Origin of the sequence: Pseudarthrobacter oxydans (assembly GCF_013314975.1) — a bacterium.
GTDB lineage: Bacteria > Actinomycetota > Actinomycetes > Actinomycetales > Micrococcaceae > Arthrobacter > Arthrobacter oxydans.
Genome location: NZ_JABTYH010000009.1, coordinates 80,833 through 98,746, shown reverse-complemented (window position 1 = coordinate 98,746; position 17,914 = coordinate 80,833). Strand labels below are relative to the sequence as shown.

The window sequence follows — 17,914 nt, the reverse complement described above, 5'->3', positions numbered from 1 at the left end:
TTATGCCGTGTTCCTGGTGCGCAGGCGTTCCTGTGCTCAGGCGTTCCTAGTGGTCCGATGCCTTTTCGGAGGACTGGACCGGAACTTCCTTGCCGTCGCAGTCGATGAGCTTGCCGCCTTCGAAGCGGTCGCCGTCGGCCAGGCACTTGAGGTCTTCCTCCCGGACCACCCGTCCGGTGCCGGCCACGAAGACAGACTGGTTTTCGGAGTTGCCTGCCTGAAGGTGGTTGAACAACAGGTTCAGCAGGATGGCCATGACGGCGGCCGAGCTGATGCCGGAATGGAAGATGGTGCTGAACCAGGACGGAAACTGGTCATAGAAGGTGGGCGCGGCGATGGGGATCATGCCAAAGCCGATGGACGCCGCCACGATGATGAGGTTCATGTTGTTCTTGTACTCCACCTTGGCGAGCGTCCGGATGCCGCTGGCGGCCACCGTGCCGAACAGGACAATTCCTGCCCCGCCGAGAACCGCGGTGGGGACTGCTGCGACAACGCGGCCCATGACGGGCAGCAGGCCGAGAATCACCAGAATGACGCCGCCTGCGGCCACAACGTAGCGGCTCTTGATTTTGGTGACAGCCACCAGGCCGACGTTTTGTGCGAACGCGCTCTGGGTGAACGAGCCGAAGATCGGGGCGATCAGGCTGGATCCCATATCTGCACGGAGTCCTGCGGCGATCCGCTTGGAATCGACTTTGGTCCCGACGATTTCACCGACTGCCAGGATGTCTGCCATCGTCTCCGTGAGGATGACCAGCACCACGATCACCATGGAGATGATGGCGGCGATTTCGAAGGTGGGGGCGCCGAGATGGAACGGGGTGGGGAAGGCCGCGATGGGTCCCTGGCCCACCTTGGAGAAGTCCGCCATGCCGGTCACGACGGCGATGACGGTGCCGCCCACCATGGCGAGGAGGATGGACAGGCGGGAAATGGTGGCGCTGCCGACCTTGCTCAGGAGCAGGACGAGGGCCAGTGTTACGCCGGCGAGGCCGATGTTGGCCATACTGCCGTAATTCTCTGCGGTCCGGTTGCCGCCCATGGCCCAGTTGGCGGCGACGGGCATCAGCGTAAGGCCGATGGTGGTGATGACGGTCCCGGTTACTACCGGCGGGAAGAACCGCACGATTTTGGAAAAGACCGGGGCGATCAGCAGGCCGATGGCCGCGGATACGATCACCGCGCCGAAGACGGCCGGCAATCCGCCTCCGCCGCTGACGATGGCCACCATGGTGGCGACACTGGCGAAGGACACACCCTGCACCAGGGGAAGCTGGGAGCCAAAGAACGGAACGCCGATGGTCTGCAGCAGGGTGGCCAGGCCGCCCATGAAGAGCGCCGCGGCAATGAGGATGCCGATGTCGGCAGGGGAGAGGCCCGCGGCCTGGCCCACAATCAGGGGGACGGCGATGATGCCGCCGTACATGGTGAGGACGTGCTGGAACCCGTAGGCAAAGCTGCTCCCGACGGACAACCGTTCGTCCTCCGGCCGGTGGGAGGCGGGGCGCTTGCCGTGCTTCTTGGCGTCGGCTTTGAGGGTGTTCTTGATGTTCATGGCAGACTTTCTGGTTCATGGCAGACGTCATCGTCTGGCTAACGTTGTCTGGCTAACAGGGTTCTAAAGGCGAGGGGTGCGGGTCCGGAGTTTTTGTCCACCTATGCGGACTTCAGAGGCTCAGAAGCCGTCTTGTCTGGAACAAAAACTCCGGACCGGATGGTGTTAGTGGGGCTGCGTGCCTAGCAGAAGCCGGCGATGCCGGACCAGGCGATGGCCGCCGGGGCGGCGTCCTCGCGCTGGACGGTGGCCTCGATCAGGCCGTAGGGCCGGTCCGCCGCGTAGAAGACCTCGTTGGGGTTGTCGAGGCCGAACGGGGAGAGGTCCACGAGGAAGTGGTGCTTGTTGGGCATCGAGAACTTGATCTCGTCGATCTCGCTGTGGGCTTCAAGCACCTTGGTTCCCATATCGAAGAGGGTCTGCTGGAGGGCGTGGGAGTACTTCTCCGTGAAGCCCTCGAGCAGGAGCCCCTTGACGTCGTCGTAGTTCTTGTTGAAGTCCAAGGCGCTGAAGTCCGTTCCGGTCTTGAAGCGCCAGCGGGCCGAGACGTCGGTGGCCAGGATGCGGTCGGTGGTTTCCTGGAGGGTTGTGTACCTGTCCTTCGGGTAGCCCACGAAGCCGGACTGGGTGGACTTCAGCACGGTGAGGTCCTTGAGTCCGGAAATGAGGTGCGTGGTGGCGCCGTCACGGACCAGGACCGCGGTGCGGACCTCCTGGCCGTTGCGCACGAAGGAGTGGTCGTGCTCAGCGCCGTGGGCCTGGATGCGGTTCCAGCTGTAGGACTCGGCTTCCCAGCGGCCGCCGGTCACCCAGTCGAAGCTGGAGGTGAAGTGCTCGCCGAGGCGCAGCAGGAAGGCTTCGGGGGACCCCACGCCGTCGCGGGCAAAGGCGTAGATGGTGTTTTTCTGGGTATCCGTGGCCACCACGTGGGCGTTGTCGCCCTCAAGGTGGGCCGCGGCGAAATCCCCCCGCAGCTGCGAGGTGACGTTGAGGTCTTCGATCTCGTGGCGGTCGCTGTCGCGGGTGATCTTGACGACCCGGACCTCGGCCTTTCCGTACTGGTTCTCGCCGAGGATGATGTTGCTGCTCATGGTCTGTTCCCAACTTCCGGTAAGTGGAACCTAGGTTCCATCACTGAAATTAAGCGCGCATTTCAAGCGCGTTTCCGGTGGAGCCGACCCAACAAAAAAGAGCCGGCATCCATTGATGCCAGCTCATTACGACCCTGCCTGCTGCTCCCAGGTTACGTGACATGCGCCACGAATTGACAACCAGCGTACCCCCGCCAGGCCGGTGGTGTACATCACAAGTTGAAAATTCGTTTTGTGACCGCCGGGGCCGCGGCCTCTTGACCTCCCCGAAGCCCGACCCTAGAGTATTCCGTATAGCAAAACTTTATTTCCGCTAAGCGGAATCAGAGTACTAGCGAACTACCTCGGAGGAGGATCAGATGTACCAGCAGGACACAACGCCGGTTGCACCGGCACAGGCGGCGGCGCCGGCAGTTCCGGAGTTCTACCTTCCCCTCGGGGGCGGCACGGATCCCGATTTCAACCTTCCGGCCGACCGGGAACACGTTCCCGGCAGGATTTCCCGCTGGATCCACGCCCTGCCGGGCTTCGGCGGCCGGCGGTCCTAGCCCCCCGCCAGCCGGCGGGCTGCCGCTGAGTGTTCGGCGATAAGGCCGGCGACGTCGAGTCCCGGAATCGTGCCGTCCACCACGCGCCACCGGCCGCCGACCATCACGCGGTCCGCCCGGTCCGCGGCGCACAGCAGCAGCGCGGCAACGGGATCGTGGCTGCCGGAAAAGCGCAGGCCGTCCAGCCGGAACAAGGCCAGGTCCGCCTGCATTCCTGGCGCCAGCTGGCCCAGTCCGGGGCGGCCCAGCACGGCAGCCGATCCCCGGGTGGCCCAGCCCAGCGCCCGCTCCACCGGAACGTCCGCCCCATACCGAAGCCGCTGGAGATACAGCGCCTGCCGCGCCTCCAGGATCATGTTCGAGGCATCGTTCGACGCCGATCCGTCCACTCCCAGCCCCACCGGCACTCCCGCGTCCTCCAGTTCCAGCACTCGGGCGGTCCCCGAGGCCAGGCGCATGTTCGACGTGGGGCAGTGGGCGACGGCGATGCCCGCTGCTCCCAGCCGGATGATCTCGGCGTCGCTGAAGTGGATGCCGTGGCCCAGCCAGGTGCGGTCGGTCAGCCAGCCCACGCTGTCCAGATAGTCCACGGTGCGCAGCCCGAACATCTCCCGGCAGAAGTCCTCCTCATCCAGGGTTTCCGCCAGGTGGGTGTGGAGGCGCACGTCCAGGCGCTCCGCAAGGGCTGCGCTCCCGGCCATGATCTCCTTGGTCACCGAAAAGGGCGAGCATGGGGCGAGTGCTATCTGGATCACGGCGTCGTCGCCGCGCTCGTGGTACTGCTGCACCAGCCGCTCGCTGTCCGCCAGGACCACCTCCGGCGCCTGCACCGTTGACTGGGGCGGCAGGCCGCCGTCGTCCGCTCCCAGGGTCATGGACCCGCGGGTGAGGGTGGCCCGCATTCCCAGCCGCCGGACGGTTTCCACCTGGATGTCGATGGCGTCCTCCAGCCCGGCCGGAAAGAGGTAGTGGTGGTCGGCCGCCGTGGTGCACCCCGAGAGCAGGAGCTCGGCCAGTGCCACGGTCGACGCCAGCTCGAGGTCCCGCGGCGTCAGCCGGGCCCACACCGGATACAGGTTCTGCAGCCAGGGAAACAGCGGAACGTTCGCTGCGGGACCCCATGCCCGGGTGAGGGTCTGGTAGAAGTGGTGGTGCGTGTTGATGAGGCCAGGCAGCAGCACGTGGCTGCCGGCGTCGAAGGTTTCCTGGCAGGGTTCGGAGGGGCTTTGCCCGGCAGCCAGTACTTCCGCGATGAGCCCGGCACTGACCACCAGGCCGCCGGAGGCATCCAGGCCGTTGGCGGTGAAGGCGGCCTGCGGGTTCCTGATCCACAGCCGGGGAGCGGGGGCGGGGGAAGGGTTCATGGGTTGTCCTTGCCTGAGCGCAGTTGGAATTAATCCAGCTCAGTGAACCCCTGTCTGCTGATCCAGGGCCCGCCGTCCGGGGGAGTGCGGGTGGGATCAGAGTAGGGTGCTGCCCGGGACGCGTCAACGCCGGCGGATTGTGACTACGCGCCGGCCGGGCGGCTGTGAACTGCAGGAAACATGGATTTCACATTGCGGAATAAAGTTTTCAGAAAACTATGGCGCGGACCACAATCCGGTGCTAACCTCGATCTTGCCAAAGGCGGGCACCCGGTTCCCGGGAAGCTATCTACCAGGCGCAACTTAACCTTCACAGCACATGCTGAAGCCTGGTAACCGTCGCACCTGGTTCTACTGGTCCTGCAAGCGGCATCAGGCTTCCCGGCAAAAGGAAGTCGCATCATGAGTACCACCGTCACGGCCGAACAGTTTCTGGCCAGATCCATCAGGTTGGCCACGGCCAACGTCCTCAACAGCGGCGGACCCTTCGGGGCGATGATCGTCACGGCCGACGGCCAAACGTTCGACGGCGTCAACCGCGTCACCGCGGACAACGATCCCACCGCCCACGCCGAGGTCACCGCCATCCGCACGGCCTGCCGCGAACTCGGCACCTTCGACCTCACCGGCGCCACCCTCTACACCAGCTGCGAGCCGTGCCCCATGTGCCTGGCCTCCGCGCTCTGGGCCCGGGTGGAGCGGGTCGTGTTCGCCGCAGACCGGCACGACGCCGCCTCCGTGGGTTTTGACGACGCCGTCTTCTATGAATACTTCGAGAACCAGGACAGGAACTCCCTGATGCCGGTCTCGAAGCTGGAGCTGGACGATCCGCAGGCACCCGCCCCGCTGGAGCCGTTCACCACCTGGAACACGCTCGAGTCCAGGATCGACTACTAGGCCCGGCGGCTCACCATGACCATCCTGGACAATTCCCACGAGGAGCATTCGGCTCCAAGCCCCCGCACCCCAAAGCCCGCAACGCGCGGCCCCAGGCCGCCGGCACCGGACTCTTTCCTGGACCGGTTCTTCCAGATCACCCAGCGCGGCTCCACGCTTGCGCGGGAGTTCCGCGGAGGCCTGGTCACCTTCTTCACCATGGCGTACATCGTCATCCTCAACCCCCTGATCCTGGGCGGCTTCAGCGCGGACAACGCGCCCACCGACGTCGCCGGCGGCTGGCTCTCCGCCGCGCAGGTGGGCGCCGTCACCGGACTGACAGCCGGCGTCATGACCATCCTCTTCGGACTCGTCGCCAACCTGCCGTTCGGACTCGCAGCCGGGCTCGGCATCAACTCCTTCCTGGCCGTCTCGGTGATCCAGGAGGTCACCTGGGCAGAAGCCATGGGGCTGGTGGTGATCAACGGCTTCCTGATCGTCCTGTTCGGCATCACCGGCGCCCGGACCGCCATCTTCCGGGCCGTCCCCCGGGAACTGAAGGCCGCCATCACCGTGGGCATCGGCCTGTTCATTGCCTTCATCGGCTTCGTGGACTCCGGCTTCGTCAAGGCGACGACGGGCGGCCCGCCCGTCCAGCTGGGCACCGGCGGCTCCATCACCTCCGTCCCCACCCTGGTGTTCGTGGTCGGCCTGCTGGCCATGGGCATCCTGGTGGCCCGCAAGGTCCAGGGCGGCCTGCTGATCGGCATCGTGGCCACCACCGTCCTCGCGGCCATTGTGGAGGCTGTCCTGAAGATCGGCCCGGCCAGCGCCGCCAACCCCGGCGGCTGGCACCTGAACACCCCCGTGCTCTCCGGCCAGCTGGTGTCCGCCCCGGACCTGGGCCTGGTGGGCCAGTTCGACCTGTTCGGCGCCTTCGGCCGGATCGGCGCGCTTGCCGCCACCATGCTGGTGTTCACCCTGGTGTTCACCAACTTCTTCGACGCCATGGGCACCATGACCGGCCTCGCCAAAAGCGCCGGCGTCGCCCACAAGGACGGCACGTTCCCGCGGCTGAAGTCCGCCTTCATCGTGGAAGGCTTCGGCGCCGTGGCCGGCGGGGCAACATCGGGCTCCTCCAACACGGTATATATCGACTCCGCCGCCGGCATCGGCGAAGGCGCCCGCACGGGCCTGGCCTCCGTGGTCACGGGCGTGCTGTTCCTCGGCTCGATGTTCCTCACCCCGCTGACCAGCGTGGTTCCGCTGGAGGTCGCCGCTGCCGCCCTGGTGGTGGTTGGCGCCATGATGATGGCGCAGATCCGCGAGATCAAATTCAGCAAGTTCTCCGTGGCCCTGCCCGCCTTCCTCACCATCGTGACCATGCCGCTGAGCTATTCGATTGCCAACGGCATCGGCGTGGGCTTCATCAGCTGGGCCATCATCGGCGCGGCGTCCGGGAAAGCCAAGAAAGTCCATCCGCTGATGTGGGTGGTCAGCGCCGGATTCCTGGTGTACTTCGCCCGCGGACCCATCAACCTGCTGCTCGGCGCCTGAGCGCACCGGTTCCGGGCATCCGCCCCCGCGACCCGGGAGCGGATGTCCGGAACTGCAGCGCATTTTCCGACCCACACGCTTCCAGGACCACATGCTTTCCGAACCAGCCCGCAGCAACGACAATATGGACACCACCGCAGCGCGGAAGAAGGAGTGCAGCCATGCTTGACTTGATCCCGTCACTGGGAACCTGGGCGCCGGCCCTGGCCGGACAGCCCTTCGCAGTGGCCACCATCGTGCGCGCCAGCGGTTCCGTCCCCCGGCCCGTGGGCACCTCCATGCTGGTGTCCGCGGACGGTGCAATCCTGGGCAGCCTCTCCGGAGGCTGCGTCGAAGGCGCCGTCGTGGCGGCAGCGCTGGAAGCAATGGACGACGGCGCCACGCGCCTTGAGGCGTTCGGCTTCAGCTCCGACGACGCCTTCGCAGCCGGGCTCACCTGCGGCGGAGAACTGGAGGTCCATATCGAGCCTGCCAACAGGAACCGCGGGTGCGCGCTGGGAGAAGCCGTCCGGCAGCTGGCGGGGTACGGGCCGGATGAACCCGTGGCGCTTGTCCGCAGGCTGGACGTCCGCCCTGATGCCGGCGGCAGCGGCGCCGTCGTTCTTCCGGACCCCGGCGCCATCAAGGCAGCCGGACACCGCGGACTGGCCACGCTGCTTGAAAGCAGCGACGGTACCGGCGGCAGCGAACCAACCTGGCGGGCCAGCGCCGCGCAGCTCGAGTCCATGCTCCGTGCCGGCACCACCGGTGTCCTGGACCTGGGCGGAGCAGGGCTGTGCACCAGTGACGCCGCCGTCCTGGTGGAAGCCAGGCTCGCACCGCCGCGCCTGCTCGTCTTCGGTGCCAATGACTTCAGCGCAGCGCTGCTGCCGGCCGCCAAACCGCTCGGCTACCTGGTCACCCTGTTGGATGCCCGCCCGGCTTTTGCCTCCCAGGCACGGTTCAGTGCGGCGGACGAGGTGGTCACCGCGTGGCCGCACCAGTACCTCGCAGCAGAGGCCGCCGCGGGCCGCGTGGATTCCCGGACCGTGATCTGCGTCCTCACCCACGACCCCAAGTTCGACATTCCGCTGCTGGAAGCCGCGCTGACACTGGATGTCGCGTTCATCGGAGCACTCGGCTCACGGCGCAGCCACGCCCAGCGGGTGGGCGCCCTCCTGGACCGGGGGATACTCCCCGGCCGGATCGCCCAGCTCCACTCACCGCTGGGCCTGGACCTCGGCGCGGCAACCCCGGCGGAAGTGGCGGTGTCCGTCCTCGCAGAAGTCATCGCCGCCAGGAACCCGGCGGCCTCCCACCAGCCGTTGAGGGAAACCTCCGGCCCCATCCACCAGCCGGCCGCGCCACCGGCCACCGCGCCGGCACCCACCAACGTTTTGCAGCAGGAGATCGCATGGACATGAACACCATCGAGGCGGTAGTCCCCACCACCGACCCCGCACAATGGCGTGACGGCGACGCATGGCTGGCCGGGGGCACCGTGCTGTTTTCCTACGGCAGCCTTGCGTTCGGGCCGCAGCCGTTGAAGCGGCTGCTCGACCTCGGCAGCGCAGGCTGGACCCCGGTGGCCATGAGTGACGCAGGAATCGAACTCGCCGCCACCTGCACCGTCGCCGAGCTGTATGGACTCCCCGGTTCAGCGGAGGCAGCAGGCCGTGCCTGGCCGGCCCTGGACCTGGTCCGGCCCTGCTGCGACTCCTTCGTGGCATCCTTCAAGGTCTGGAACATGTCCACCGTGGGCGGCAACCTGTGCACGTCCCTGCCCGCCGGTCCGGTCATTTCGCTCTGCGCCGGTTTGGACGGAACAGCCACAGTCCTCGCGCCCGGCGGGACCAGCCGCAGCGTGCCGGTGGCGGACTTCGTCACCGGCGACGCCCGGAACTGCCTGGCACCCGGCGAGCTTCTCCGCAGCGTCTTCCTCCCGGCGTCGGCCCTTGAATCCAGGGTGGCATTCCGCCGCCTGTCCCTCAGCAACCTGGGCAGGTCGGGGGTGCTGCTGGTTGGAAGGCTCGACGGCGGACACCGCCTGGTCCTCACCGTCACCGCCGCCACCAAGCGACCTGTGCAGCTGCGCTTCGACGAGGTCCCGGAGACCGGGGACTTGGCCGCGGCCATCCGGGAGGCCATCCCTGACGACCTCTACCACAACGACATCCACGGCCTGCCGGCCTGGCGCCGGGACATGACCTACCGCCTTGCGGAAGAGATCCGCGCAGAACTCGCTGCACCCGAAGGGGCCCCCGGACTCCGGGCATCGGGCGACTTCTGGCCGCCGAACCACCGCAGGCTTGACGCACAGCAGGAAGGGGCCTGAAACGTGGCCATCGAAATCAACGGAAAACAGGCGGACGCCGCACCCCGTCCGGGGCAGTGCTTGCGCACCTTCCTGCGGGAACAGGGCAACTTCGGCGTGAAGAAGGGCTGCGACGGCGGAGACTGCGGTGCCTGCACGGTGCACGTGGACGGAACCCCGGTCCACAGCTGCATCTACCCAGCGGTCCGCGCGGAGGGCCGTGCCGTCACCACCATCGAAGGGCTGGCCTTAACTGCCGGCGGGGCTGCGGACCTGCATCCGGTGCAGCAGCAGTTCATGGAGCGGCAGGGGTTCCAGTGCGGTTTCTGCACGGCGGGCATGGTGATGACGGCAGCCACCTTCGACGACGCGCAGAAAGAGAACCTGCCCCGGAACCTCAAGGGAAACCTCTGCCGCTGCACCGGCTACCGCGCCATCTCCGACGCCGTCTGCGGCCATGCCGGGCACCCCGACCCCCGGGGCCAGGGTTCCGGAATCGCGGGGGCAGGCCAGCCGGACCCCGAGCCCGGGCGGCTGGGCGACGACGTCCCGGCCCCCGCCAGCCGCGCAGTGGTCACCGGCACCGCCCGCTACACCCTGGACGTGCCGGCCGACGAGCTGCAGGGCCTTCTGCACCTCAAGCTCCTGCGCTCGCCGCACGCCCACGCGCGGGTGCTGTCCATTAACACCGGGGCCGCCCTGGAGGTGCCGGGCGTCGTGGCGGTCTTCACCCACCAGGACGCGCCGGAGCAGCTGTTCTCCACAGCCCAGCATGAACTGTTCACCGATGACCCGGACGATACCCGGGTGCTGGACGACGTGGTCCGGTTCCGGGGCCAGCGCGTGGCCGCGGTGGTGGCTGAGACGGTGGCCGCCGCCGAGGCCGGGGTGCGGGCCCTGGACGTTGAGTACCAGGAACTCCCGGCTGTCTTCTCACCGCAGGAGGCCCTGCAGCCCGGCGCGCCCCTGGTGCACGGGGAGAAGGACGGAACGGTGTCCCGTATCTCGCGGCCCGGGCAGAACGTGGTGGCCGAGCTCCATTCCGAGCTGGGGAGCGTCGCCGAGGGGTTCGCCGCTGCGGACTTCATCCACGAACAGACCTACCAGACCCAGCGCGTGCAGCACGTGGCCCTGGAAACGCATGCGGCCATCGCCTCCGTGGACAGCGAAGGCCGCCTGCAGGTCCGGACCTCCAGCCAGGTTCCCTTCCTGGTCCGGCGGACCCTGTGCCGGGTCTTCGGGCTCCCGGAGGAGCAGGTGCACGTGTTGGCAGGCCGGGTGGGCGGCGGTTTCGGCGGCAAGCAGGAAGTCCTCACCGAGGACATCGTGGCGCTCGCGGCCCTGAAACTGGGGCGCCCCGTCCAGCTGGAACTGACACGCACGGAGCAGTTCACCGCCACCACCACACGGCACCCGTTCACCATCAGGCTCAAGGCCGGCGCCAGCGTGGACGGCAGGCTGACAGCCCTGGAACTTGATGTCCTGACCAACACCGGGGCCTACGGCAACCACGGGCCCGGCGTGATGTTCCACGGCTGCGGCGAGTCCCTGGCGGTTTACAGGTGCGGGAACAAAAAAGTGGACGCCCACGCGATGTACACCAACACCGTCCCGGCCGGCGCGTTCCGGGGCTATGGACTGAGCCAGATGATCTTCGCCATTGAATCCGCCATGGACGAGCTCGCGGCCGGCATCGGCATGGACCCCTTTGAGTTCCGCCGCCGGAACATGGTGCGCGAAGGCGACCAGATGCTGTCCACGCAGCCTGATCCCGAGGAAGACGTCCACTACGGCAGCTACGGCCTGGACCAGTGCCTGGGCCTGGTCCGCGATGCCCTTGCCCGCGGCCGGGAGCGTTACCGCGCCGCCGGCCTGGATGAGCTGGGACCGGAGTGGCTGACCGGCGAGGGAACCGCCCTGTCCATGATCGACACCGTGCCCCCGCGCGGGCACTTTGCCCACTCCCGGCTCCGGCTCCTGCCGGACGGGACGTACCAGGCCGACGTCGGAACCGCAGAGTTCGGCAACGGCACCACCACCGTCCACGCCCAGCTGGCCGCCACCGCCCTGTCCACGGAGGCCGCAAAAGTTGCCGTGCGGCAGTCCGATACGGACCTGGTGGAGCACGATACCGGCGCCTTCGGCTCCGCGGGAACGGTGGTTGCCGGAAAGGCCACGCTTGCGGCAACCGAGGAACTCGCCGTCCGGATCCGCGCCTTCGCCGCCGGCATCCGCCAGACCCAGGCCTCCGCCTGCGTCCTCGCCGGGGACGCCGTGGTGTGCGACGGAACGTCCGTGCCGCTCGCTGAACTGGCGCAGGCGGCTGCGGACGCTGGCGTCGAACTGGCCGCAGAGGGGCGCTGGGGCGGGACGCCGCGGTCCGTTGCCTTCAACGTGCACGGCTTCCGGGTGGCGGTGAACCGCGGCACGGGGGAACTGAAGATCCTGCAGAGCGTGCAGGCGGCGGACGCGGGCGTGGTGGTGAACCCGCGCCAGTGCCGCGGCCAGATCGAAGGAGGCATCGCCCAGGCGATCGGCGCGGCGCTGTATGAGGAGGTGGTGGTGGACGACGCCGGCCGGGTCACCACGGACATCCTTCGGCAGTACCACATCCCCACCTTCGCGGACGTGCCGCGGAGCGAGGTGTACTTCGCGGACACCAACGACAAACTGGGGCCCCTGGGCGCAAAATCCATGAGTGAAAGCCCGTTTAACCCGGTGGCCCCGGCGCTCGCGAACGCCATCCGCAATGCCACCGGAGTGCGGTTCGCCTCGCTGCCCATAGCCCGCGACAAGGTGTACCTGGGACTCAAGGAAGCCGGGCTGGTTCCCAATCTGCAGCGCTCGGCCACCTGAAGATCCGGCGCGGCGCGGCGGGGGCAGCGACCCGTAAAATTCCGGCGTCCCACGGGGCACCCCATATAGTCGAGGGATGGAACAGCGGATTTTAGGCAAGACCGGACGAAATGTCTCCGTCGTGGGGCTCGGCACCTGGCAGCTTGGCGCGGACTGGGGCAACGTTGACCCGGCGCAGGCGCAGGCCATCCTGGCGGCGTCCGCGGAAGCCGGCGTGAACTTCTTCGACACCGCGGACGTCTACGGCGACGGCAAGAGCGAGCAGGCCATCGGGAAGTTCCTCGCGGACAACCCAGGCCTGGACATCACGGTTGCCACCAAGATGGGCCGCCGGATGGACCAGCAGCCGGAGAACTACACCCTGGCCAACTTCCGCCAGTGGGTGGACCGGTCCCGGAAGAACCTGGGCACCGACACCCTGGACCTGGTCCAGCTGCACTGCCCGCCCACCCCGGTGTACAGCAGCGCCGAGGTCTACGACGCTTTGGATACCCTGGTGTCCGAGGGCGCCATCCGCAACTACGGCGTCAGCGTGGAGCGCACGGATGAGGCCCTGGAAGCGATCCGGCACCCTGGCACCGCCTCCGTCCAGATCATCCTGAACGCTTTCCGCCTCAAGCCCCTGGACGAGGTCCTTCCCGCAGCCAAGGCGGCCAACGTGGGCATCATCGCCCGTGTCCCGCTCGCGTCCGGCCTCCTGTCCGGCAAGTACTCGAAGGAAACCACGTTCGCGGAGAACGACCACCGGAACTACAACCGCCAGGGTGACAAGTTCGACGTGGGCGAGACCTTCTCCGGCGTGGACTACGAGCTCGGGCTCAAGGCCGTGGCCGAGTTTGAGCAGCTGGTTCCGTCCGGAGCCACCACCGCCCAGGCGGCCATCGCCTGGATAGCGGCCCAGGATGGTGTCACCACGGTGATCCCCGGCGCGCGCAACGTGGACCAGGCAACGGCCAACGCCGCGGCTGCTGCCGTGCAGGTCAACGAAGAGTTCGAGGCCGGCGTCCGCTGGATCTACGACCACTACTTCCGCGAAGCCATCCACCCGCGCTGGTAGCCGTTCGCTGGGAGCACGCCGGTGACAGACCGTTCCATTGCCTCTTTTGTGGACGGGCTCGCGGCCGTGCCCACGGTGCCGGGCCGCAACAACTTCCTTGACCACAGCCACCCCGGCAATGCTGTGCGCCGGCGCAACCTGGAGCTGTACCTCTCCGAAATGCTGGACCGTTCGCCGAGGGTGCTGCTGCTGGGCGAGGCCCCCGGTTTCAGGGGCATGCGGATCACGGGCGTGCCCTTCACCAACCGCACGATGTTCCAGGGACCGGCCAATATCTTCGGGCTATTCGGGCCGGGCAAAGGCTACGCCCTGCCCGCCGAGGCGGAGGGAGTGGCTGCCGAGCCGACGGCGACGGTGATGTGGGAGGTCCTGGCGGAACTGGACTTCCTGCCTTTGCTGTGGAGTGCCTGCCCCTGGCACACCCATGTCCCGGGAGAACCGCAGTCCAACCGGACGCCGCGGATCACGGAAGCAAAGCTGGGCATGCCCTACTGGCAGTCGCTGGTGGAGCTGTTCAGCATTGAGGCAGTGGTTGCCGTGGGAAACATCGCCCACCGAAGCCTGCAGGCCAGCGGCGTGGATGCGCCCAAGGTCCGGCATCCGGCCCACGGCGGGCGCTCGGGCTTCAAGCGCGGCCTGGAGGAGTTGCTCGCCGGAAGCATCACCACGCAGCCCAACAGGCAGAGCTAGTCCAGGAGGTAGAGCTGCTCCGGCGTGTCAACATCCAGGCCGCTGGAGAGATCACTGCAATCCACCTCGTCCACCAGTTCCGGGTGGCTGCGCAGGAAGGCGCGCGCCCCGGCATCGCCCATCACGGTTGCAGCCACTGACTGGCGCAGGGAAGCATCGATCACCAGGGGGTGGCCGCGGCGGAGCCCGCCGTCCCCACCCTGCGCTGCGGCAGCGCCGTCGTCGTACGCCGCAGCGGTGACCCGGCCCGGACGGTGGGACGAAAGCAGCCGCGCCACCGCCAGGGAGGACAGGCCGGGCTGGTCCACGAGCGCAATCATCACGTGATCCCGGGGATCGGCGGCGGCGTTGCCCAGCAGCAGGGAACTCCCCATCCCTGACTGCCACTCATGGTTCACCACCGTGCGGCAGCCGTCCAGCCTTGCGGCGGCCAGGACGTCCCGGGCGCCTGCGCCGAGCACCACCACAACCTCGCGGCAGCCTCCGTCGAGCAGCGCTTCAGCGACCGCTTCCACCAGGGGCCGGTCACGGTAGGGGAGCAGCGCCTTGGGACCGCGTCCCAATCTGGCGCCGCCGCCGGCCGCGAGCACAACGCCGGTGGTGCCCGCCGCCTCCGTGTTCCGCATAGCCACACCCTAACTCTTGTTGTCTCAGGCGTCGCCGCCGGCCCCTCCTGTGGTTCCGGCGTTCACGTCCAGGAGTTTGTAGCGGTCCAGGGCGTACGACGGCGCCCCCTCCTCGACTTCGCCCCTCGCCGCGAGCATCTGCAAGGCTTTCACCACGATGGAGTGGGTGTCGTTCTTGAAGTAGCGGCGGGCGGCGGCGCGGGTGTCGGAGAAGCCGAAGCCGTCCGCGCCGAGCGAGGCGAACTGGTTCGGGAGGAACTGGCGGATCTGGTCGGGGACGGCCTTCATGTAGTCCGAGACCGCAACGACCGGCCCTTGCGCATCAGCCAATTGCTGGGTGACGAAGGGGACGCGGGCGGGTTCGCCGGGGTTGAGGAAGGCTTCCTCCTCGGCGGCGAGTCCGTCGCGGCGCAGTTCGTTCCAGGAGGTCACGGACCAGACGTCCGCGGAGACTGACCAGTCTTCGGCGAGGATCCGCTGGGCTTCGAGGGCCCAGGGGACGGAGACGCCGGAGGCGAGGATCTGGGTCTTCGGTCCTGCAAGGTCCGACGCCGACACCCGGTAGATGCCTTTCAGCACACCTTCCACATCGAGGTTCTCCGGTTCGGCGGGCTGGGTGATCGGCTCGTTGTAGACGGTCAGGTAGTACATCAGGTTCCGGTCCTGTGAACCTGCCGCGCCGCCGTCGGACTTTTCCCCGTACATGCGTTCGAGGCCGTCGCGGATGATGTGGCCCATTTCGTAGCCGTAGGCGGGGTCGTAGGTGACGACGGCGGGGTTGGTGGAGGCCAGGAGGGGGGAGTGGCCGTCGGCGTGCTGGAGGCCTTCGCCGGTGAGGGTGGTCCGTCCTGCGGTGGCGCCGATGATGAAGCCGCGGGTCATTTGGTCTGCTGCGGCCCAGAAGGCGTCGCCGGTGCGCTGGAAGCCGAACATGGAGTAGAACACGTAGACCGGGACCAGGGGCACGCCGTGGGTGGCGTAGGCGGTGCCGGCGGCGGTGAAGGCTGCCACGGCGCCGGCTTCGTTGATGCCGGGGTGGATCAGCTGGCCCTGGGCGGATTCCTTGTACGCCAGGACCAGGTCGCGGTCCACGGAGAGGTAGTTCTGGCCCGTGGGGTTGTAGATCTTCGCGGTGGGGAAGAAGGCGTCCATGCCGAACGTCCTCGATTCGTCCGGGACGATGGGCACAATCCGGTGCCCGAAGTTCTTGTCCCGGATGAGGTCTTTCAGGAGCCTGACAAAGGCCATGGTGGTGGCGGCCTGCTGTTTTCCCGAGCCGCGTTTGGCAACGTCAAACGTCTTGGGATCCGGCAACGCAACGGCATCATGGGACGACCGGCGTTCAGGAACGGCACCGCCCAGCGCCTTCCGCCGTTCGTGGAGGTAGGCGATCTCCGGTGCATCATGCCCGGGGTGGAAGTACGGCGGGGCATAGGGATCCGCTTCCAGTTGCGCATCGGTAATGGGGATCCGCAGGTAGTCCCGAAACTCCTTGAGGTCCTCGACAGTCAGCTTTTTCATCTGGTGCGTGGCATTCCTGCCTTCAAACCTCGGTCCGAGGCCGTAGCCTTTGACGGTTTTGGCGAGGATGACGGTGGGTTTGCCCTTGAATTCGGTGGCGGCCTTGTATGCGGCGTAGACCTTGCGGTAGTCGTGGCCGCCGCGTTTGAGGTTCCAGATCTGGTCATCGGTGAGGTCCGCGACGAGGTCCTTGGTGGCCGGGTCCTTGCCGAAGAAGTGTTCGCGGACGAACCCGCCGGATTCTGCCTTGTAGGTCTGGTAGTCGCCGTCGGGGGTTTCGTTCATGATCTTCACCAGTGACCCGTCGGTGTCCTTCCGGTCGGCGTCGAAAAGGCTCCAGACCTGACAATGCCGTCAGACTCTTCAGCCCACTCCGCCACAGGCGTCGAAGCTCTTTGTGAATCAGCCAGCGCAGCTTCAGGCCAGGCCATCAGCCCCACCCTTTACAACGTCGATCTCGCCCCCACCAAGCGCGCCGGCCGAAGCTGGTCCGGCTACAGCATCTTCACCCTCTGGGCCAACGATGTCCACAGCCTCGGCAACTACGCCTTCGCCATCGGACTGTTCGCCCTGGGACTGGGCGGCTGGCAGATCCTGCTGGCACTCGGCATCGGAGCTGCCCTGCTCTTCGGCCTCCTGAATCTCTCAGGATTCATGGGCGTCAAAACCGGGGTCCCCTTCCCGGTAATGAGCAGGATCAGCTTCGGCATCCGCGGCGCCCAAATCGCCAGCCTGCTCCGAGGCGCTGTCGCCGTCGCGTGGTTCGGCATCCAGACCTACCTCGCATCCGTCGTCTTCCGCGTGATGCTCGTGGCCATGTTCCCGGGCCTCGGAGCGCTGGACAAGGACTCCATCCTGGGGCTGTCCACCCTGGGATGGATCGCCTTCGTCATCCTCTGGGTTGTCCAACTGGTCATCGTGAGCTTCGGCATGGAGATGATCCGCAAGTATGAGGCCTTCGCAGGACCGATCATCCTGGTCACCATGGCCGCCATCGCCGTCTGGATCTTCATGGAAGCCGGCGGCGCCATCGCCTGGTCCTCGGACAACGCCCTCGAAGGGCCGCAAATGTGGCTGACAATCTTCGCAGGCGGCGCGCTCTGGGTCTCCATCTACGGCACGTTCGTCCTGAACTTCTGCGACTTCACCCGGTCCGCCGTCTCCAAGAAGGCCGTGGTCAGCGGAAACTTCTGGGGGATTCCCATCAACATGCTCGTCTTCGGCGCCATCGTCGTCGTGATGGCGGGAGGTCAGTTCAAAATCAACGGCACCATCATCGAGAGCCCCTCGGACATCGTCCAGACCATCCCCAACACGCTCTTCCTGGTCCTGGCATGCCTGGCCCTGCTGATCCTGACCATCGCGGTCAACCTCATGGCCAACTTCGTGGCTCCGGTCTACGCCCTTACCAACCTGTTCCCCAAACACCTGGACTTCCGCAAGGCCGCCATCGTCAGCGCCGTCATTGGCCTGGTCATCCTGCCCTGGAACCTCTACAACAACCCGCTGGTCATCGTGTACTTCCTCGGCGGCCTCGGAGCCCTCCTCGGCCCGCTGTTCGGCGTCGTCATGGCTGACTACTGGCTGATCCGCCGCGGCAAGGTCAACGTCCCCGAGCTGTACACAGCCTCGCCGGAGGGCACCTACTACTACAAGAACGGCGTCAACCCCAGGGCCATCATCGCCATGGTGCCGGCCGCCGTCCTTGCTCTCCTCATCGCCTTCGTCCCGGCGCTGGCCGCGGCAGCACCCTTCGCCTGGTTCTTCGCCGCCGGCATCGCAGCCGTTGTGTACTTCTTCATCGCCGACCGCTCACAGCGGCTCGAAGACCGCGACGGCGAGGCCATCGCCGTCGCCAGCAAACACTAAGGATCCCC

14 protein-coding genes are annotated in these 17,914 nt (G+C 67.0%); 9 read left to right on the top strand and 5 right to left on the bottom strand.

Annotation, left to right across the window (positions count from 1 at the left end):
* Positions 1–46: 46 nt before the first annotated feature.
* Both HTS88_RS08295 and pucL read right to left on the bottom strand, forming a co-directional pair.
* Entirely contained in the window at positions 47–1,558 is a 1,512-nt protein-coding gene (locus tag HTS88_RS08295) for a nucleobase:cation symporter-2 family protein (RefSeq protein WP_174177258.1), read from the bottom strand.
* 182 nt (positions 1,559–1,740) lie between these two features.
* On the bottom strand, positions 1,741–2,649 hold the full coding sequence (gene pucL / locus HTS88_RS08290; RefSeq protein WP_174177256.1) for a factor-independent urate hydroxylase: 909 nt from the start codon (positions 2,647–2,649) through the stop codon (positions 1,741–1,743).
* Between the two features lie 359 nt (positions 2,650–3,008).
* Here pucL and HTS88_RS08285 point away from each other — a divergent pair, with 359 nt between their 5' ends.
* Positions 3,009–3,197 carry a hypothetical protein gene (locus HTS88_RS08285; RefSeq protein WP_174177254.1) on the top strand — a complete coding sequence of 63 codons (189 nt, stop codon included), beginning with the start codon at positions 3,009–3,011 and terminating at the stop codon, positions 3,195–3,197.
* Here HTS88_RS08285 and HTS88_RS08280 read toward each other — a convergent pair.
* Complete coding sequence (locus HTS88_RS08280; RefSeq protein WP_174177252.1) at positions 3,194–4,561, bottom strand: 8-oxoguanine deaminase; 1,368 nt, start codon at positions 4,559–4,561, stop codon at positions 3,194–3,196. The genes HTS88_RS08285 and HTS88_RS08280 overlap by 4 nt on opposite strands.
* Positions 4,562–4,963: 402 nt before the next feature.
* Here HTS88_RS08280 and HTS88_RS08275 point away from each other — a divergent pair, with 402 nt between their 5' ends.
* The 7 genes from HTS88_RS08275 to HTS88_RS08245 all read left to right on the top strand — a co-directional run bounded on the left by HTS88_RS08275 (position 4,964) and on the right by HTS88_RS08245 (position 13,890).
* On the top strand, positions 4,964–5,458 hold the full coding sequence (locus tag HTS88_RS08275) for a nucleoside deaminase (protein ID WP_174177249.1): 495 nt from the start codon (positions 4,964–4,966) through the stop codon (positions 5,456–5,458).
* A gap of 15 nt (positions 5,459–5,473) precedes the next feature.
* Positions 5,474–6,994, top strand: a complete 1,521-nt coding sequence (locus HTS88_RS08270; protein ID WP_174177247.1) for an NCS2 family permease — start codon at positions 5,474–5,476, stop codon at positions 6,992–6,994.
* 161 nt (positions 6,995–7,155) lie between these two features.
* Entirely contained in the window at positions 7,156–8,397 is a 1,242-nt protein-coding gene (locus HTS88_RS08265) for an XdhC family protein (RefSeq protein WP_174177245.1), read from the top strand.
* A complete protein-coding gene (locus tag HTS88_RS08260; protein ID WP_174177243.1) occupies positions 8,388–9,308 on the top strand; it encodes an FAD binding domain-containing protein in 921 nt (306 codons plus the stop codon). The genes HTS88_RS08265 and HTS88_RS08260 overlap by 10 nt, the downstream gene beginning before the upstream one ends.
* A gap of 3 nt (positions 9,309–9,311) precedes the next feature.
* On the top strand, positions 9,312–12,143 hold the full coding sequence (locus HTS88_RS08255; RefSeq protein ID WP_174177241.1) for a molybdopterin cofactor-binding domain-containing protein: 2,832 nt from the start codon (positions 9,312–9,314) through the stop codon (positions 12,141–12,143).
* Positions 12,144–12,219: 76 nt separating this feature from the next.
* A complete protein-coding gene (locus HTS88_RS08250; protein ID WP_174177239.1) occupies positions 12,220–13,200 on the top strand; it encodes an aldo/keto reductase in 981 nt (326 codons plus the stop codon).
* Between the two features lie 21 nt (positions 13,201–13,221).
* On the top strand, positions 13,222–13,890 hold the full coding sequence (locus tag HTS88_RS08245; RefSeq protein WP_174177237.1) for a uracil-DNA glycosylase: 669 nt from the start codon (positions 13,222–13,224) through the stop codon (positions 13,888–13,890).
* Here the strand turns inward: HTS88_RS08245 and nboR are convergent.
* Both nboR and HTS88_RS08235 read right to left on the bottom strand, forming a co-directional pair.
* Positions 13,887–14,516, bottom strand: coding sequence for a nicotine blue oxidoreductase (nboR, locus tag HTS88_RS08240; protein ID WP_174177235.1), 630 nt, complete (start codon positions 14,514–14,516; stop codon positions 13,887–13,889). The genes HTS88_RS08245 and nboR overlap by 4 nt on opposite strands.
* Before the next feature lie 24 nt (positions 14,517–14,540).
* Positions 14,541–16,331: a transketolase-like TK C-terminal-containing protein gene (locus HTS88_RS08235; RefSeq protein ID WP_343044904.1), complete on the bottom strand. Its 1,791-nt coding sequence runs from the start codon at positions 16,329–16,331 to the stop codon at positions 14,541–14,543.
* A 54-nt stretch (positions 16,332–16,385) separates the two neighbouring features.
* On the opposite strand from HTS88_RS08235, the gene HTS88_RS08230 reads away from it, so the two are divergent.
* Positions 16,386–17,906: an NCS1 family nucleobase:cation symporter-1 gene (locus HTS88_RS08230; RefSeq protein ID WP_174177233.1), complete on the top strand. Its 1,521-nt coding sequence runs from the start codon at positions 16,386–16,388 to the stop codon at positions 17,904–17,906.
* The last annotated feature ends 8 nt before the right edge of the window (positions 17,907–17,914 follow it).